The 17,038-nt window shown below is 31.3% G+C and carries 12 protein-coding genes and 1 tRNA gene; 6 read left to right on the forward strand and 7 right to left on the reverse strand.

Annotation, left to right across the window (positions count from 1 at the left end; genetic code table 11):
- The first annotated feature begins 180 nt into the window (after window positions 1-180).
- Window positions 181-1,419 carry a glycosyltransferase gene (locus LACAL_RS06760; protein ID WP_013869973.1) on the forward strand — a complete coding sequence of 413 codons (1,239 nt, stop codon included), beginning with the start codon at window positions 181-183 and terminating at the stop codon, window positions 1,417-1,419.
- Window positions 1,420-1,443: 24 nt separating this feature from the next.
- On the opposite strand, the gene LACAL_RS06765 is transcribed toward LACAL_RS06760, so the two are convergent.
- From LACAL_RS06765 to LACAL_RS06775, 3 genes are read right to left on the reverse strand one after another with little or no spacing between them, the layout of a single operon-like run.
- The gene (locus LACAL_RS06765; RefSeq protein ID WP_013869974.1) at window positions 1,444-2,958 is read right to left on the reverse strand and encodes a cellulase family glycosylhydrolase; all 1,515 of its coding nucleotides are present in this window, start codon (window positions 2,956-2,958) and stop codon (window positions 1,444-1,446) included.
- Entirely contained in the window at window positions 2,952-4,172 is a 1,221-nt protein-coding gene (locus LACAL_RS06770) for a hypothetical protein (RefSeq protein ID WP_013869975.1), read from the reverse strand. Before LACAL_RS06770 ends, LACAL_RS06765 begins: the two co-directional genes overlap by 7 nt.
- Window positions 4,172-7,261 (reverse strand): membrane protein, encoded by a 3,090-nt coding sequence (locus LACAL_RS06775; RefSeq protein ID WP_013869976.1) that lies wholly within the window; start codon window positions 7,259-7,261, stop codon window positions 4,172-4,174. Before LACAL_RS06775 ends, LACAL_RS06770 begins: the two co-directional genes overlap by 1 nt.
- 202 nt (window positions 7,262-7,463) lie before the next feature.
- Here LACAL_RS06775 and LACAL_RS06780 point away from each other — a divergent pair, with 202 nt between their 5' ends.
- From LACAL_RS06780 to LACAL_RS06795, 4 genes are all read left to right on the forward strand, one after another.
- On the forward strand, window positions 7,464-8,648 hold the full coding sequence (locus LACAL_RS06780) for a response regulator (RefSeq protein WP_013869977.1): 1,185 nt from the start codon (window positions 7,464-7,466) through the stop codon (window positions 8,646-8,648).
- Between the two features lie 18 nt (window positions 8,649-8,666).
- Complete coding sequence (locus LACAL_RS06785; RefSeq protein WP_013869978.1) at window positions 8,667-9,149, forward strand: glycosyltransferase; 483 nt, start codon at window positions 8,667-8,669, stop codon at window positions 9,147-9,149.
- Window positions 9,150-9,163: 14 nt separating this feature from the next.
- Entirely contained in the window at window positions 9,164-10,165 is a 1,002-nt protein-coding gene (locus tag LACAL_RS06790; RefSeq protein WP_013869979.1) for a type I phosphomannose isomerase catalytic subunit, read from the forward strand.
- Window positions 10,166-10,229: 64 nt separating this feature from the next.
- Complete coding sequence (locus LACAL_RS06795) at window positions 10,230-10,808, forward strand: alkylphosphonate utilization protein (RefSeq protein WP_013869980.1); 579 nt, start codon at window positions 10,230-10,232, stop codon at window positions 10,806-10,808.
- On the opposite strand, the gene LACAL_RS06800 is transcribed toward LACAL_RS06795, so the two are convergent.
- The 4 genes from LACAL_RS06800 to LACAL_RS06815 form a co-directional block, all read right to left on the reverse strand.
- Entirely contained in the window at window positions 10,803-11,903 is a 1,101-nt protein-coding gene (locus tag LACAL_RS06800; RefSeq protein ID WP_013869981.1) for a DUF4407 domain-containing protein, read from the reverse strand. The two genes, LACAL_RS06795 and LACAL_RS06800, sit on opposite strands and share 6 nt — an antisense overlap.
- 140 nt (window positions 11,904-12,043) lie before the next feature.
- Window positions 12,044-14,857, reverse strand: a complete 2,814-nt coding sequence (locus LACAL_RS15015) for a M56 family metallopeptidase (RefSeq protein WP_013869982.1) — start codon at window positions 14,855-14,857, stop codon at window positions 12,044-12,046.
- A gap of 2 nt (window positions 14,858-14,859) precedes the next feature.
- Window positions 14,860-15,225 carry a BlaI/MecI/CopY family transcriptional regulator gene (locus tag LACAL_RS06810; protein WP_013869983.1) on the reverse strand — a complete coding sequence of 122 codons (366 nt, stop codon included), beginning with the start codon at window positions 15,223-15,225 and terminating at the stop codon, window positions 14,860-14,862.
- A 234-nt stretch (window positions 15,226-15,459) separates the two neighbouring features.
- Window positions 15,460-16,848 carry a dipeptidase gene (locus tag LACAL_RS06815; protein WP_013869984.1) on the reverse strand — a complete coding sequence of 463 codons (1,389 nt, stop codon included), beginning with the start codon at window positions 16,846-16,848 and terminating at the stop codon, window positions 15,460-15,462.
- Between the two features lie 102 nt (window positions 16,849-16,950).
- Here LACAL_RS06815 and LACAL_RS06820 point away from each other — a divergent pair.
- Window positions 16,951-17,032, forward strand: a tRNA-Leu gene (locus LACAL_RS06820).
- The last annotated feature ends 6 nt before the right edge of the window (window positions 17,033-17,038 follow it).

Here is a 17,038-nt window from a genome sequence, read left to right on the forward strand (position 1 = left end):
CAGCCTTTTTTTTCGTGTATTGTGTAAGTGCTTGGTAAATAACTAAATCTACAGTTTTTTACCATTCGTCTATACGAAAATGCATTCCGTCTAAGGCTAATAGAATAACCCTTTTTTAATGCGCAAATTTGTAATGTAATCAAGAAATAAGAAATTAAGAAAACTATAAATTGAGATATTATGAAACTAGCAATTGTAACAGCATATCCACCAAGTAAAGTCACACTAAACGAGTATGCTTACCATTTGGTAAAGCATTTTAGACAAAAAGAAAATGTAACCGAAATAGTGTTACTTACAGATAAAACTGAAGGAGAAAAAGATATCGCGTTTACTGAAGCTGGATGTGAAATTACAGTAAAAGAATGTTGGGCGTTTAATAGTTATACTAACATAGTCAACGTTACCAAAGCTATTAATGCAACCAAACCAGATGCTGTATTATTTAATTTGCAGTTCATGAAATTTGGTGATAAAAAAATAGCTGCAGCATTAGGTTTAATGTTGCCATTAGTTTGTAAGTTAAAAAACATACCAAACATAGTTTTATTACATAATATCCTTGAAGAAGTAGATTTAGGATCTGCAGGATTTACAAGTAACAAATTAATGCAAAAAGTATATGGTTTTATAGGTACTAGCTTAACTAAATTAATTTTACAAGCAGATACAGTTGCAGTAACCATGCAAAAATATGTTGACATTTTAGAGAAAAAATATAAAGTAAACAATGTAAATTTAATTCCGCATGGAACTTTTGAAGTTACAGAAGTACAACCTGATTATAAATTACCAAAAGGACCTTTACAAGTGATGACTTTTGGGAAATTTGGTACTTACAAAAAAGTAGAAGGTATGATTGAAGCTGTAGAAAAAGTGAGAGCATCTACAGGATTAGATTTAGAAGTTGTAATAGCAGGAACAGACAACCCAAATGTACCAGGTTATTTAGCAAAAGTACAAGAAGATTATAAACATGTGCCTCAATTACGCTTTACAGGTTATGTAGAAGAAGTAGAAGTACCAGTATTATTTAATGAAAGTGCAGTGGTAGTATTTCCATACACATCAACTACAGGAAGCTCAGGAGTTTTACACCAAGCAGGTAGCTATGGTAAAGCAGTAGTAATGCCAGATTTAGGAGATCTTGCTTTGTTGGTTAAAGATGAAGGTTATCAAGGTGAGTTTTTTGAGCCAACATCTATTGATAGTTTAGCTAAAGCAATTGAAGCTATTGTAACTAATGATGATTATAGAATTGAATTAGGGAAAACAAATTATAAAGCTGCAACTGCTTATCCAATGGAAAAAATTGCAAGTATGTATTTAAATAGTTTTGATAAAATAATTGAAAATAAAAAACCAGCTAAATCTAGAAAAAATCAAGCAATAGATATACAACCTACAACTATTGATTAATAATGGTTTTTTTGTTCTTGACTGTTAGTGCGTAATATATTTAAACGAAGCCTTTTTTGTCCCATTTTTATCAATAAACCCAAAATGTTTTTGAACATTTTTACGCCAAGGTAACCTACCTACTACATCATTAGGAACAGAAGTAAAGTCATATAAAGTCCAAGACATAAATTGTAAATTATTTGCTGCAATTTGTTCTTGGATTTTTTTATGGTAATTAGCTTGATCTTTATCTGAAGATCCAAAAGGTTTCCAAAAACCAGAATAAGAAGACATTCCAAACTCTTGCAAGACTAAGGGTTTGTTTGGTATTTCTTTTTTCATAGTTGTAATGGCTTCATCTAGTTTTTCTAGATCTTCATAGTAATGAAACGAAATAAAATCTACTTTATCTTTTAAAATAGTTGCACTTTCTGTATTAGACCAACCTATGGTTACAGGATGCACAGTATCTATTCCTTTTACCAAATCAATCATGTTATCTAACCATGCAATAACGTTGTCTTTTCCTCTAGATTCAAAATCTAAATTAGGTTCGTTTTTAATGTCCCAAGCCAATAATGCCTTGTGGTTTTTAACCGCATTTACAATGCCTTCTGCATGCCTTTGGTTTAAGGTCCAACTCATCACATCATAATCGCCATAAAAATCAAAAAGCGTTAAAACCACTTTTAAATTATTAGTTGCTGCAAGATCTAAAGTTTGTTTTAATTTGTCTACTTTTTTATAATCTATAGCAGCTTTACCAAAATCTTCATACTGCACAAATAATCTTACCGAATTTAAACCAGCATCTTTAATTATTTTAAAATCTTTAGCAATAGTATCTGTAGAAAAAGCATTGCCAAACATGTCCCAAGGATTGGCTTGCGGGTAGTAATTTATACCTTTAATGTTTAAACTATCAACAGCAATTTGTTTTGGTTGCTGCTTATAAATATCAGTTTCTTCTTTAACCAAATGTCTAATACGCCAAAAACCATCTTCAAGTAAAAACACCATTTGGTAAGTTGAGGTTTCGGTAGTTTCTAAAACCAACGCATTGGCTTTAAATACACGCTTATACTCTATAACATTGCGGTCTGTAATGACTGCCATTTGTCCATCTTCACTAAAAAACTCTAATGTTGGGTTGTGTTTTAAAGTTGTGGCTTCTATAGTAATGTCTTGCTTTTTGTTTAAGTCTATAAATGCAAATAAATTTTCTCTTGCACTATCTGTATAGTAGTCTTTTATTCCGGCAGTTTTATTGGTTTTATAGGCTATTTGCTTAACATACCAAGCGTCTAAATAATCGTTTTGTAAGGCATTTAGGTTTTCGTTATCCATTGGTCGTCCTTCGTTTTGTAAAGGTTCCCAATCTATTCTTGGTAAATATTGTTCTACTTTTTTAATTTCGGTATGCAGCATCGTACTTCGGTCTGCTCCTGTATTTAGGTAACTAAATAATGCACTAACTCCAGAAATAATTAAGGCTACAAGCATAATATACGAGGCTATTAATATGGTGCGCATAATATTTTTATTAATACTTACCATAGTTTGATTGTTTTAAATTGTTTTACTAATCCTGCAGTTTCTACACTAAAATCATAATTTCCATGAGTGTAAATAGCAGGTTTTAATGTAAACGTAGCGTAGCCATTAAATGATGTTTTAGTTAATGTTTCTACTAATGTATTGTCTTTATATATTTTAAGTTTAATGTGTAGTCCATCCGGAATCATTTGTTGCATAAAACTTTGTAAAGGTCCAACGGTAACTAATCGATTCTTTTCAGAAAAAGTAACCTCAAAATCTTCAATAACTTGTTTGTAGCTTAAGGTAATGTTATTACTTTCAGACATACCATCAACATACGCTTTTATACTCCAAGTATCTGCATAATCTGGATGAATCATTTTTGATGTTGCAATACCATCAATGGTTGTGCCAGTTGTTTTTAAAACATACTGTTCTTGATTGGTAATAAAAAAGGTTACAAAAGTACCGTCACTCACTACATTATTGTGTTCATCTTTTATAATAGAGGTTGTAAATGTAGTAATTTGATTTCCATCGGAATAGTTATGCGGTCTTCTGGCACTTATAGTAAATCCAGTAGGAATTGCTGGCATAACATTAATGGTGAATTCTTTAGAATTGATGCCTAAACTTTCTGACGAAACCAACATACGACCACTTTCTTTTTTCGAATAAATATTTCTGAAAGCAATAAGTTTATCTGTAAAAATATCATGCGTTTCTTCCTGAGTTAAAAACTGATGCTTCTCGTTTACTAAAGTGTTTTTTGGTACAGGATTATCTAGAGAGTCTGTTGGAATAACAACCAACATGGTGTAATCTGTTCCACCAGCTTCAATGCTTGGAGGACCAATATAGGTTTCCATGGTTGCAACTTCAGCTTTAGGAAGTATGTTTAATGTTCCAGAAAGCGATTTGTTTGCATCTAAAATAGTCCAATTGATGACGCCAATTTTTTTGGTAATGTTTTCTGGAATGACATATTCTAGTGTATTGTTTTTTATTGTGGAAGTAATTAAAGTAGAACCATAACTATTAGAACAATACAATAGTGGTTTTTCTGCTTCTTGTGTATTTGAAAATTGTAAAACAGCGGTATTTCCAACTTCAAACTCGGTTTGTTTCGATAATAATTTAATGGCAACTGAAGCTTCGTTTTGTTGCGCAACTGCAAAGGATGACAATAAAATCAATCCTAAAAAAAACAGATATGTACGTTGTATTTGCATTAATTTGGACTACCTATATACGTGTTAATTTCTATTTTAATATAACTAAAATCTTTATGGTTAATTGGTTGTAATTCGCCATTGGTATGATTTAGAATTCGGTTTGGTACTATTTTATCAGAAATGGCCTCGTTTGGTAAGCCATTTACAAAAATGTTTTTCATACTATCATTAATAATTTCTACATAACCATCTTGTAAAATAGGATACTCAAAATGTTGCTTACGTTGTTGTCTAACTCCTGCTTTAACAAATAAATGATCTACCCAAACCATGTTTTTGTTAGCATCATAATAGGAAATTAAAAGTTGCGGTATGGTAATTTCTTGAATACCACTATTAAAAAGGTTTCCGTTTAGTATACTATCTTTAATTTGTACTTCACTTAAAACTACATTTTTATATAAGTCAGATCCTGATACATTTCCAGCAATTTGTAAGTTGAATTTTGTGGGTTGTTCTTCAAACTCAACAGGTGTAAATTCGTCTGGATTAAACGTGTCAGGAATAGAATCTTGTGTTTTTGACCAGGCAATACCTTCAAAATTAATTCTAAAACTACTAGATTCTTTAGGCATTAATTTATGCTTGACATGGTATTTAGCGTTGTAGGTTGCCAGTTGTTTGTTATCATCATTATATAATGTTCCTTTTAAAATAACATCTGCAGGAACATTATCTATGTTTTGCACTTCTCCAATAATAGCATAGCTACAATCATAATGCACAAGTTTGGCAGAAACAACTTCTAAAACGGGTTGTTTTAAAATATCTTCATGATGCGTTGCTTCTGTAGTAATGCGTCGTCTTCCTTGGTTAAAATACTTCGTAACATTGTCTGAGTATAATTGATCAGGAGGTAAGTCGTTATTTAAATCATCTGGTTGTAAAAACCATTTTCCTTTAATTTTAGATAGTGATTTATAATCTACTTTTTCAATTTTTTCTAAAGGTGTAATCCATTGGCTAGTTACTTTTGCAGAAACCGTACTATCATTTAGTGCTGTAATTTCGGTTTCAATAGCATCCATTTTTGCATAACTGCTTAATAGCCCATCCGTAACTGAAATCTCTAACATATATTGTGCAATTGGAATGTTGCTATTAGGATCAATTAAACTATGTGCTTTTTCAAATTCTTTAAAATCTAAAGCATCGTAATAGGCGATAATGGCGTTTTCTGGACTAAGTTGCGATTCGTTTTTTAAGTAGAAGAGATAAACTCCATAAGACACAACACCTGCTAAAACTAGAGACCAAAGGTGTGTGATGCGTAATACATTTCTATTAAATTTATTATAAGCAGTTGGGAACTTTAAAAAATCAGGAAGTGGTTTTTCTTTGGTTTTTAAAGCAATAACAAATAGCATTTGTATGTTTAAAACAAACGCAATTAAAACGGTTAAAAAAGGCATGATTCCCCAATGAATCTTCAGCCATTTAGCAACATCTTCTTTAGGTAAAATAGCAGAAACTGGCGGAATGTTTAAGCGTTCCCAAACCATAATACCATTTTCTAATTGCCGTAAACGTTGCCAACCACAGAAATAGAGAATTGGGTCGTAAAACTTATCGTTAGAAAAAATATACTTTAGGTTATACTTTTCTGGAGTAGTTAAAAATTGTTGTAAAGAGCCAATACCAGCAACACCTTTAAATTTAGAGTTTTCTAAGCGCTCAATAGGTCTTGTGGTTAATTCTGGTAATCTTCTAGCAGAATGGTAATTTCCATCAACAGTCATGGCATTCGTTTGTGCACTCAACCAAGCCATTTGGTCTCCAAAACCAAGCGTTAAAAATCGCCATTTATCATGATCATCTTGATTTAAGAAATTCACAATCGGTAGCATTTTAATTTTTTGTGGTTGTGATGGTCTAAAGTAATTTAAACTCATAGTAAATACTACCATAAAGACAAATAAACCCGCTAAGATTCCACCAATAATGCGATGGTAAACAGCGCCAAATTTAGATTGAATTAATGCTTTTAAATCGCCTTGAACAAAGCGATAGGCAAATTCACCCATTAAAGGAATGGATAAAATAGAAGCCCAAAGTGTAAAACGATCTAAGGTTAAAATATTAAAAGCAGTTTCTCCTAACATTTTTAGTGGTACAGGAGTTGTTCCTCCAGTTCCTAAGATGGTACAAATGGTAACCGATAATCCAAAAAACAAGTAACGTTTGCTATAGTATCTATAAAAAATATACGGTAATAATACGAGTAGAATTCCCCAAGGAATTAAAAAGAAAACCAATCCTGAAGACGTAATTTCTAAAAAATTATCTCGAGAACCATGTGGAATTGGCACTTGCGTAATTGGGTTGGCTTTTGAGTTTAGCCAATACGGAAAAATACAACCTACAATTAACACTAAAGACAGCATGCCAAAGCTTACAATACGTTTAAAAAGCTTAAAAAAGCTATTCAAAAATATTTTGAAAGTAACTTCTTTCATGCTATTTACTTGCTCTCTAGAAACATCCATTAAAACCATACCTATTAAAGGAAAAATAAAGAATACCATTCCAAAAATAGGTGTTACATGATGTGAGGTAACAGTAACTGCTATAAGCGATAAGCTAGTGGCTAAGTACCATTTCCTACCTGTTTTTAACCATAAATAAATTTCAGGTAAAGCATGCATTAAAACCGAAACACCAACAATACTAGGCAATTGTCCAAAAATATGAAGCGTTTCTACAAACGAAGATGAGAAAACCGCCAAAACACAAGCATAACCAGCTACGGTTTTATTGGAAGTCATTAACAGTGAAAAACGATACGTACCAGTAACAAATAGCACAATAGCAATAAGTGCAACGCTAAACATACCAAATTTTAAGCCACCAACTAAAGATAATAATCCAATAGATTGGTGTACTAAAGGTGGATAACTTTGTACTGTAAAACCAGTGTACCACTCGTAGTTCCATGGTTCAAACCAACTATTAGCATAGTGATCTGCAAAAAATAAATGGATTAATGCATCATAAGTAGTTTCCAAAGTAAAAAATATGGAACTACCATGAAAAGACAATCCTAAAAGGAGCGCAGCAATTAAAAATTTATTTGAGGTTTCTTTCAATTATTAGGCTTCGTTATTTTTTATTAAATAAAGTTATAACATAATGGTAAAGATAAATAAATAAAATACGGCTTCCATTTTTAATTATCTATAGTAATCTACCATTCGTCGACACATAGTTATTGATTAATCTAAATTAGAAATGTAATTGTCTATTCTACAGTACTTTTGAGGTGTCCCAAAACAAAAAAACCACTTATATATGAAAGTTTTAGCAATAGATGATCAACAACTAGTTTTATTACCCTTACAAAAAAGATTAACCGAATTAGGTTATGAAGTTAAAATTGAAACTGATGGAAATAAAGGATTAGAAATTTATGATACTTTTAAACCAGATCTAGTTATTGTAGACATAAATATGCCTGGAATGTGTGGGTTAGAAGTCGTAAAACATATAAGAGTTACTAAAAACTCACAAACACCAATAATGGTATTATCTGGAGATAATAAAGACGAAACAATTACAGCAGGCTTTGATTTAGGTATTAGTGATTACATGAAAAAGCCATTAAGTTTAAATGAAATTAGCGCACGAGTTAAACGATTAATTGGAGCTCCAGATGTAGAAAATACTATTGCAGCTAGTAATGTTATGATTCAAGAACGTTGTGTTGGTGTAGTAATACCTTGTTATAATGAAGAAGAACGATTATTAAGTGAAGAGTTTATAAGTTATATAGATCAACACACAGGTTATCACCTATGTTTTGTAAACGATGGAAGTAAAGATAAAACATTAGAGGTTTTACATAATTTACAAAATGGAAGAGAAGATTTTATTACTGTTTACGATTGTGAGAAAAATGGAGGTAAAGCTGAAGCTGTACGCTTAGGTATGTTGCATATGGCTAAAAAAGATGATTTAGATTATATTGGCTTTCTTGATGCAGATTTATCTACAGATTTAGCAGATTTTGATGATTTGGTAAAAACTATTGAAACTTCAGATTTTAAAATAGTTAGTGGGTCGCGTATTTCAAGAATGGGTGCAGATATCACCAAAGAATCTGCCAGAAAAATAATAAGTTTAACCATAAACTTTATTATTAGAAAAATTTTAAAAATGGACTTTAAAGACACGCAATGCGGTGCTAAAATCTTTAGTAAAGATGTTATCCAGATAGCATTTGGTAAAAAGTTTGTGACACAATGGATTTTTGATGTTGAAATTTTTAAACGAATGAGTATTCACTTTGGAATAAAAAAAGCAAAAGCAATGCTTTGCGAACAGCCATTAAAAAGATGGATTCATGCAGATGGTTCAAAGCTTTCTATGAAAGATTCAGTAAAAATTATTTTTCAATTAGCTCAAATTGCTTGGGTTTATAGAGGTAAAAAAAGTTCTAACAAAGCAAAATCTACATCAGAATTAAAAGTAGCCTAATTTTTAAAATCCCAAATAATGAAAATAGGCGTAATTATAATTTTTCATAATAATGAAGAGCAAATAGATCCTGCTTTTTTTATACAACAAATAAATCAAGCAAATAACTTAGAGCTGTGTTTAGTTAATAATCACAGTAAAGATAGAACTTACAAACTTTTAAATGATATTAAAGAACAATGCAGTAATGTATCTGTAGTTAATATCAAGAAGTTTAAATCTGATGTTTCTGCAGTAAAAGCAGGAGCAAGATTTATGTTTAATCAATTTAATCTAGAACATTTAGGTTATGCAACTACTAATTTGTTAAAAACAAAAAGAGAAGGTTTAAATGGTTTAATAAAAGCAATTACAGAAAATCAACAAGTGATTGTAGAATATAACACACAGCAGTTAGACACTCAAACTATAAAGCTAACCTTGTATCAAAAACTATTTTCGGTTATGGATTATTTAAAAAAATTACAAGTCGATAATCAGTTTGTAAAACTTCAATATTAAAAAACCTACTCGTTATGAAAGCATATCCAATAAAATTCAACCCAATTTTAAAAGAAAAAATTTGGGGAGGAAATAAGCTAGGTCACATTTTAGGAAAACAAACCTCTCAAAATAATATAGGTGAAAGCTGGGAAATATCTGATGTAAACGGAAACATCTCGGTAGTAAATAATGGCGCTTACAAAGGCACTAACTTGAAAGATTTAATTGCTACTCATAAAGCTGAACTTTTAGGTGCAGAAAATTTCGCTAATTTCGGCTATAATTTTCCATTATTAATAAAGTTTTTAGATGCAAAAACAGACTTGTCTGTACAAGTACACCCAGATGATGTTATGGCAAAAAAATATCACAATAGTTTTGGCAAAACCGAAATGTGGTACATTATGGATAGCGATACTAATGCAGATATTGTTTTAGGATTAAAAGATAAAAACACAAATCCAGAACTACTAAACCACATAACAGCTAAAAATGTAGAGGCTATTTTTAATAGAGAGCAAGTAAAAAAAGGCGATAGTTATTTTATTCCAGCAGGAAAAATACACGCTATTGGAGCAGGAGTATTAGCTGCTGAAATACAGCAAACATCAGATGTTACTTATCGTGTATACGATTGGGATAGAACAGATGATGCTGGACAAAAAAGAGAATTACATACTAAATTAGCCGAGCAAGCTACAAAACATTTTAAATCTAATGGTAAAGCTAATTATAGCTTAAAAGAAAATACAAGCAGCAATCTTGTAAGTTGTGATTTCTTTACTACCAATATTTTAGATGTTACTAAAAAACAAATTAAAGATTATTCACAATTAGATTCATTTGTAATTTTTATGTGTGTTGAAGGAGAAACAACTATTACAGTTGAAAATAATACAGAAACTATGAGAATGGGAGAAACAGTTTTAGTGCCAGCAAATGCAGGTAAAGTTGTTTTTAAAGCGCAAAATGCTAAAATATTAGAAGTATTTATTAGCAGTAAAATAAAGCATGTTTTACAACAAGCATCTTAAAACAATCTTTTAATAATAAAACGCAAACCAATTACTATATTTGTGCGCATTAAAACAATTTTTTATGAGCGTGCTACAAATGTTACAAAACCGAAGTAATACTACTTGCGAGTTGTGTACATCTACTACAAACCTAAGCCAATATATTATTCCGCCATCACTAAACGAAAGTGTAGACACCTGTGTATTAGTGTGTTCAGATTGTCGTGATCAAATAGAAGGAAATATAGAAATGGATCCTAATCACTGGCGTTGTTTAAACGATAGTATGTGGAGCGAGCATATAGCAGTGCAAATTATGGCTTGGCGTATGTTACAAAGACTGCGTGCAGAAGGTTGGCCAAAAGATTTGTTAGATATGATGTATCTTGATGATGATGCATTGGCTTTAGCAAGAGCAACAGGAGAAGATAAAGACGAAAGCGAAAAAATTATACATAGAGATGTAAATGGCGTTATATTAGAAAATGGCGACTCGGTTGTTTTAATAAAAGATTTAAAAGTAAAAGGCTCTAGCATGGTTGCAAAACAAGGAACTGCTGTTAGAAACATTAGACTTGATCGTGATAATGCAAATTACATAGAGGGAAAAGTAGAAAAACAACAAATAGTTATTATTACAGAGTACGTTAAAAAACTATAATAGCTTTTTTTGCCCGTTGTAAAAAGCATCAGCTTGTAATTGCATGAGTTCTCTTGCTTTTTTACGTTTATACTCATATAATTCGTCTTCTTCACTAATAGCGCTATAAACTTTGTTGTTTATTTCAAAATCTGCCTTTAAAGCCAGTTTCCTTTCATATACTTTTTGCTCTACTAAACTTTTTATTGCTGTTTCTTGGTCTTCTAATTTAAAGTCATATTCACCTTTTTGAGCTAATAATTTTGCAAATATTGGAGACGTTTCAATGGCTAAAAACAATAAGAAAATAAAAAACGAAGGTAACCATGGTAATGTGTTTAAGGCAGAGACTCGAGCCATTAAGCCATCAAAACCATCAATAATTGGTTGTGTGGTTTCAATTTGTGAATTATAATCTGTTTCAAGCTTTGCTATAGCAGTTTCTAGTGCTGTAATTTTTTCGTTATTTGTTTCTTTTAGTTGGTTTAAGGCTGTAAGCGCAGCATCATGTTTTTCTCGTTTTTCTTTGTAAACAGGACCTTTTCCCAAAAGGTTTGTGCCGGCAGTGCCTTCGGCTTCATTTATATAAATATCGTAAAGTGCATTTACTTGAGCTTCTTTTGTAATAATCTCGTTTTGTAAAGCAGCTATCTCTTGTTTTAAAGCTTGGGTTTTAGGGTTAAATTGAAGTGCTATTTGGTCTTTATTAGCCAGTGTTAAATCATTTTTTTGTTCTAGTAAAACTTGATTAATTTCTTTTTCAAAAATCTTCAATTCTAATGGTTTAGAAATAACAACAGCAATAATTACTGCTAAAAGTAATCTTGGTGAGGCTTGTATTATTTCATCTATAATATTGTCTCTTTTTTTTATTGTAGACACAATAAAACGATCAAGATTAAAAATTAGCAATCCCCAAACAAGTCCAAAACCAATAGCGGCGTATAAATTATCGAACACAGTATAGAGTGCATAGCTGGAAGCTATAAATGCCATTAATGCTGTAAAAAATACAGTAGCACCAATACCTGCATATTTATTTTGTTCGCCTATGGCACTATCTTTAAGAATATCTGTATCTGCGCCAGAGCAGATAATGAAGAATTGTTTTAGCATGATCTAGTGATTAATTTTTTTTGATTTGATTGATGATTAGGTTATTAGAACGCTAAAAGTTGCATTTTGTTACAAAATTTAACAATAAAAAAGCCTCTTACACAAGAGGCTTTTTTTGTAAAACGTTTATTCCTATTTTTTTAATTTTCTGTTTTAACCAATTTCCCATTTACTGTTTTAATGCCTTTTTTAGACAGGTGTACAGTAGATTTGCCATTATTGTTATGCATTGAAACGTTTAGCTTTGGGTTGTCTGTTATAAGTTCTATAGCTTTGGCTTCAGTAATTTTTTCACCCTCATAAAAAAATGCTCCACCATTAGCTTCCATGCCTTTAAATTGTTGAGCTAATGGTCTTGATTGTCTGGCTTCTCGTGCAGCTAATAATTGTTGTCTTTTTGCAGTAGCTTTTTGCCTTAAAGCTTTGCGTTTTTCACGCATAGCATTTTTTCTTTCTTCGGTTAATGCTCTTCTTTTTGCAATGGTTTTATCTCTGTTTTTTTGGCTGTCGCTTATTTTTTTACCATTTACTATTGTTATTGGTTTGGTAGATAAATGCACTGTAGATTCACCATTGTTTGTTTGGGTTGATATGTTAATTTTATTATTGTTTTCAACAAGTTCTAAAGCTTTTTCTTTTGTAACTGCCTCACCATTATAGAAAAAACTAGCGTCCTTTGAAGCCATATTTTTAATGTGTTCTTTTGGAGAAATTGGTTTAGGTGGTTTTGGAGGTTCTGGAACACTAAAATTTTCATCGTCTTTCCAAGTTTTTTTAAATTCGGCAACAATGTTTCCTTTTTGGTATACTTTAGTTATTTTTTGTCCAGGTATTACTTTGCTTCCATCGACTTGAGATTTAGATAATACTTTACCATTACTATCTACTAAATACCCATTACGGTTATAATATTTTATGTCTCCGTTTATGTCTACTTTAAATAACGTAGTACCATTAACATTTACAAAAGCAGTATTTCTTTCAAGTTCTCTACCTATTGGTGGCGCTGGTGGCGCTGGTGGTGGTAACGTTGAAACTTCTCCTTTTTTTATAATTGGAGAACGAGAATAATTTTTGTCGTTTTTATCTACAAGGGTTATTAAAAATGGTTTTAATTTAGTTTTATTATTTGTTTTAATATCGAAAATTTGAATTATTGAGCCTAGTGTTTGTTGGTTTAAATAAGAAATGGCTTTAGAGTTTAGCGTATTTCCTATAATACTTTCGGTTGGTTTGCCTTTAAATTTAATTTTAAATGAAGCTATAGGCTCTTGATTTTTAGTGTCTAATATTATTTGCTCGATACCACTTTTCGATAGGTTTAGTTGGCATTTATTACACTCTATGCCATTAACTGTTAAAGTTGGATTTTGAGTTTTATTGTCTTCTTGGTTATAAGTTAGCTTTGTTTCAATTTTCCAAGGAGAGTTTTTTGAATTAGTAACATTGGTTTCAAATTCTTTATAATCTGGATCTGTTGATAATATTATATCATTTTTTTTATTTCTTAGTACATATCCTTTTTTTGTAATTTGAATAGTACTGTTAGAGTTTTTTGATTTTAACCATTCTTTGTATTTATTTACTTTATTTAGGTAGATTTTTTTATCCGCTTCATTTAGATTTTCCATTGATATGGTTGGTATATCTGGAGTTGATTTGTCTAAATATTTTTTGTTGTATTCTGTATCTACATTAGAGGTAGAAAAGCTCCAAATATTATTACTTATTAGTGCTTCACTAATTTTTTGAATTAAAAGTTTGGATGTTTTTTCATGATGAAATATTTTGCCATGCACAAATTTTTGTTTTTGCTCATCAGTAAGGTTGCTATTGTATTTGTTTATTTCAACTTTTAAATTAGTGAGTTTTACCTGTTTTTCGTTTAATGTGATTTTATCGTTTTTGTCGATTACTATTGTTATGTCTTCAGCTATTACGATGTCATTTTGAGAATTGGTATTAATATAATTTATTTTATAATTGCCTAATTTTTGTAATTCTGTTTTTACATCTTTTAAAGGTTTGTTTTGTTGGTTTTCTATTTCTTTAGGAAAAACCATAGCAGGAACAACTTCTTTTTCTACTTGTTCTCTTCCGCTAAAGCTAAATAGTAATCCAGCTAAAAGCGGAAGTAGTAAAAAACTTCTAAGCCATACAGCTTTTTTTGAGGTTTGTGTTTTCATAATTGTAAATCGTTTTTTGATTAATGAATAATTGATGGCATGTGCCAATGGAATTTCGTTTGCAGTAGATGAGAATTGAAGCAGTGTTTCTTGGTAAGTTGATGAGTCTATACCTTGCTTTAAAACGGCTTCGTCTGCCAGAAATTCATGATTAAGTTTTATGTCTTTTTTTAATAAATAGAGTAGTGGGTTAAACCAAAATACAACTTGTAATAATTCTATAAATAAAATATCTAGAGTGTGTTTTTGCTTGGCATGTGTTTGTTCGTGTAATAATACTTCCTGCGGAATTGCTTTTGCTTCAAACCTTGTTTTGTTTAAAAAAATGTAACTAAAAAAGGTGTGTGGCACTATAAAATCGTGTAATAAAACTGAAATGTAATTACCAGATTTTTGCTTTTCGTTTCTTTTAATTTTTGATACAATACCAAATAGATTTATGCAAAATTTGGTTAAAAATAATAAAACTCCTAAACCGTAAATACTCCATAAAATAAAAGGTAAGTAGTTAGTAGGTTCTGTAATAATTGGTTGCTCTACTGGTAATAAATTAATAGTTGCAGAATGGTCTACTTCAAAGTATGGAACATTAAATTGCGGTTCTATATACTCTATAAAAGTTATAAAAGGTATTATTATAGAAATTAATACTGCGCCTAATAAGTAGAAGCGTTTAAAGGTGTGTATGTTTAAACGCTCTAAAAATAATTTGTAGAATGCTAATAAAATAGCCAAACATGCTGTCGATTTTAATATTAGTATTTCCATGGTTACTTATTTTTAATTTCGGTATCGATTATAGCTCGTAATTCTTGTAATTCTTGTTTGGACAAATTGGTTTCTTTTGTAAAAAAGGAAGCAAACTGAGAACTGCTATCGTTAAAAAAGTTTTTTATTAATCCGTTTACATGTTTAGAGAAATAATCTTTTTTCTTTACTAATGGATAGTATTCTCTCGACTTACCAAATAGGTTATATGCTATAAATCCTTTATCTGTCATGCGTTTTAAAAGTGTTGCCACTGTAGTGTTTGCAGGTTTAGGTTCTGGATAGGCTTCAAGTAAGTCTTTCATAAAAGCTTTTTCAAGTTTCCAGAGGTAATTCATTAAATCTTCTTCGGTTTTTGTAAGCTGCATGTTCTACATTTTAAATTGTTCTCTACAAACGTAGAACAAATATTTTAATTCTACAAATGTAGAGCAATAATTATTTTTGTAAGTTGTTGGTTTTAAGTGTTAAGGATGGAGGCTTTGTTGGAGCTCCTCGCAGAGAGCGACTGCCGAGAGCCTGACCAAGATGAAGCTTTTTTGCTCATATTGGGAACACCATAAAAAAAAATCCGCTCTAATTAAAGAACGGATTTTTTAAATTTATTTAGATAGTTCTACAAAATGTTTGTAGAATCCTGGTATTGTTTCTATACCTTTTAGGTAGTTCCAAACACCAAAATGTTCGTTTGGTGAGTGTATGGCGTCGCTATCTAAGCCAAAGCCCATAAGTATGGTTTTGCTTTTTAGTTCTTCTTCAAATAAAGATACTATTGGTATGCTTCCGCCGCTACGTTGTGGTATTGGTGTTTTTCCAAAAGTGTCTTCATAGGCTTTGCTTGCTGCTTGGTAGCCAATACTGTCTATTGGTGTAACATAACCTTGACCGCCATGGTGTGGGTTTACTTTTACTTTTACGCCTTTTGGTGCAATGCTTTCAAAGTGCTTTTTAAATAAATTGGTTATATTTTGCCAATCTTGATTTGGTACTAATCGCATAGAGATTTTAGCATAAGCTTTGCTTGCAATTACTGTTTTTGCGCCTTCGCCTGTATAACCTCCCCAAATACCATTAACATCTAAAGTTGGGCGGATAGAGTTACGCTCGTTAGTGGTGTAACCTTCTTCTCCATAAACGGCATCAATATCTAAAGCTTTTTTATAATTTTCTAAAGAAAATGGAGCTTTTGCCATTTGTGCGCGTTCATCTTTAGATAGTTCTTCTACGTTATCGTAAAAACCAGGTATTGTAATGTGGTTATTTTCGTCGTGTAAAGAGGCGATCATTTTGGTTAAAATATTAATTGGGTTTGCTACTGCACCTCCATATAAACCAGAATGTAAATCGCGATTTGGTCCTGTAACTTCTACTTCTACATAACTTAAACCACGAAGTCCTGTTGTAATAGATGGTGTGTCTTTAGCTATCATACCAGTGTCACTAATTAAAATAACATCGTTGCTAAGTTTTTCTTGATTTTCTTTTACGTATTTAGATAGGTTTACACTACCTACTTCTTCTTCACCTTCTATCATGAATTTAACATTACATGGTAGTTGGTCTTGAGTTGTCATAAATTCCATTGCCTTTACATGTATATACATTTGGCCTTTGTCGTCGCAAGCACCACGTGCAAAAATGGCACCTTCTGGATGTAGTTCTGTTGGTTTTATAACAGGCTCAAATGGAGGAGAATCCCAAAGCTCAACAGGATCTGGTGGTTGCACATCGTAGTGACCGTATACTAATACTGTTGGTAAATTTTTATCTATAATTTTTTCGGCATAAATAATAGGGTAGCCATCAGTTTCGCATAACTCTACTGTGTCGCAACCCGCTTTTTTTAAGCTAGACATTACAACTTCTGCAGTTTTAATGGTGTCTTTTTTATAAGCAGAGTCTGCACTAATTGACGGGATTTTTAGTAAATCTATCAATTCGGATAGGAATCTATCTTTGTTATTTTCAATGTAAGATTGAATGTTTTGCATAGTATTTTATTGAATTTTAGTAAAAGTACAAAAAGAGATAAACATTTTATGCAAAAGTTTTGTTTGAATATTGAAACTATTTGTATATTTGCACTCACTTTTGCGGGCGTGGTGGAATTGGTAGACACGCTAGACTTAGGATCTAGTGCCGCGAGGTGTGAGAGTTCGAGTCTCTCCGCCCGTACTAAAC

The organism is Lacinutrix sp. 5H-3-7-4 (genome assembly GCF_000211855.2).
In the GTDB taxonomy this organism is placed as follows: domain Bacteria; phylum Bacteroidota; class Bacteroidia; order Flavobacteriales; family Flavobacteriaceae; genus Lacinutrix.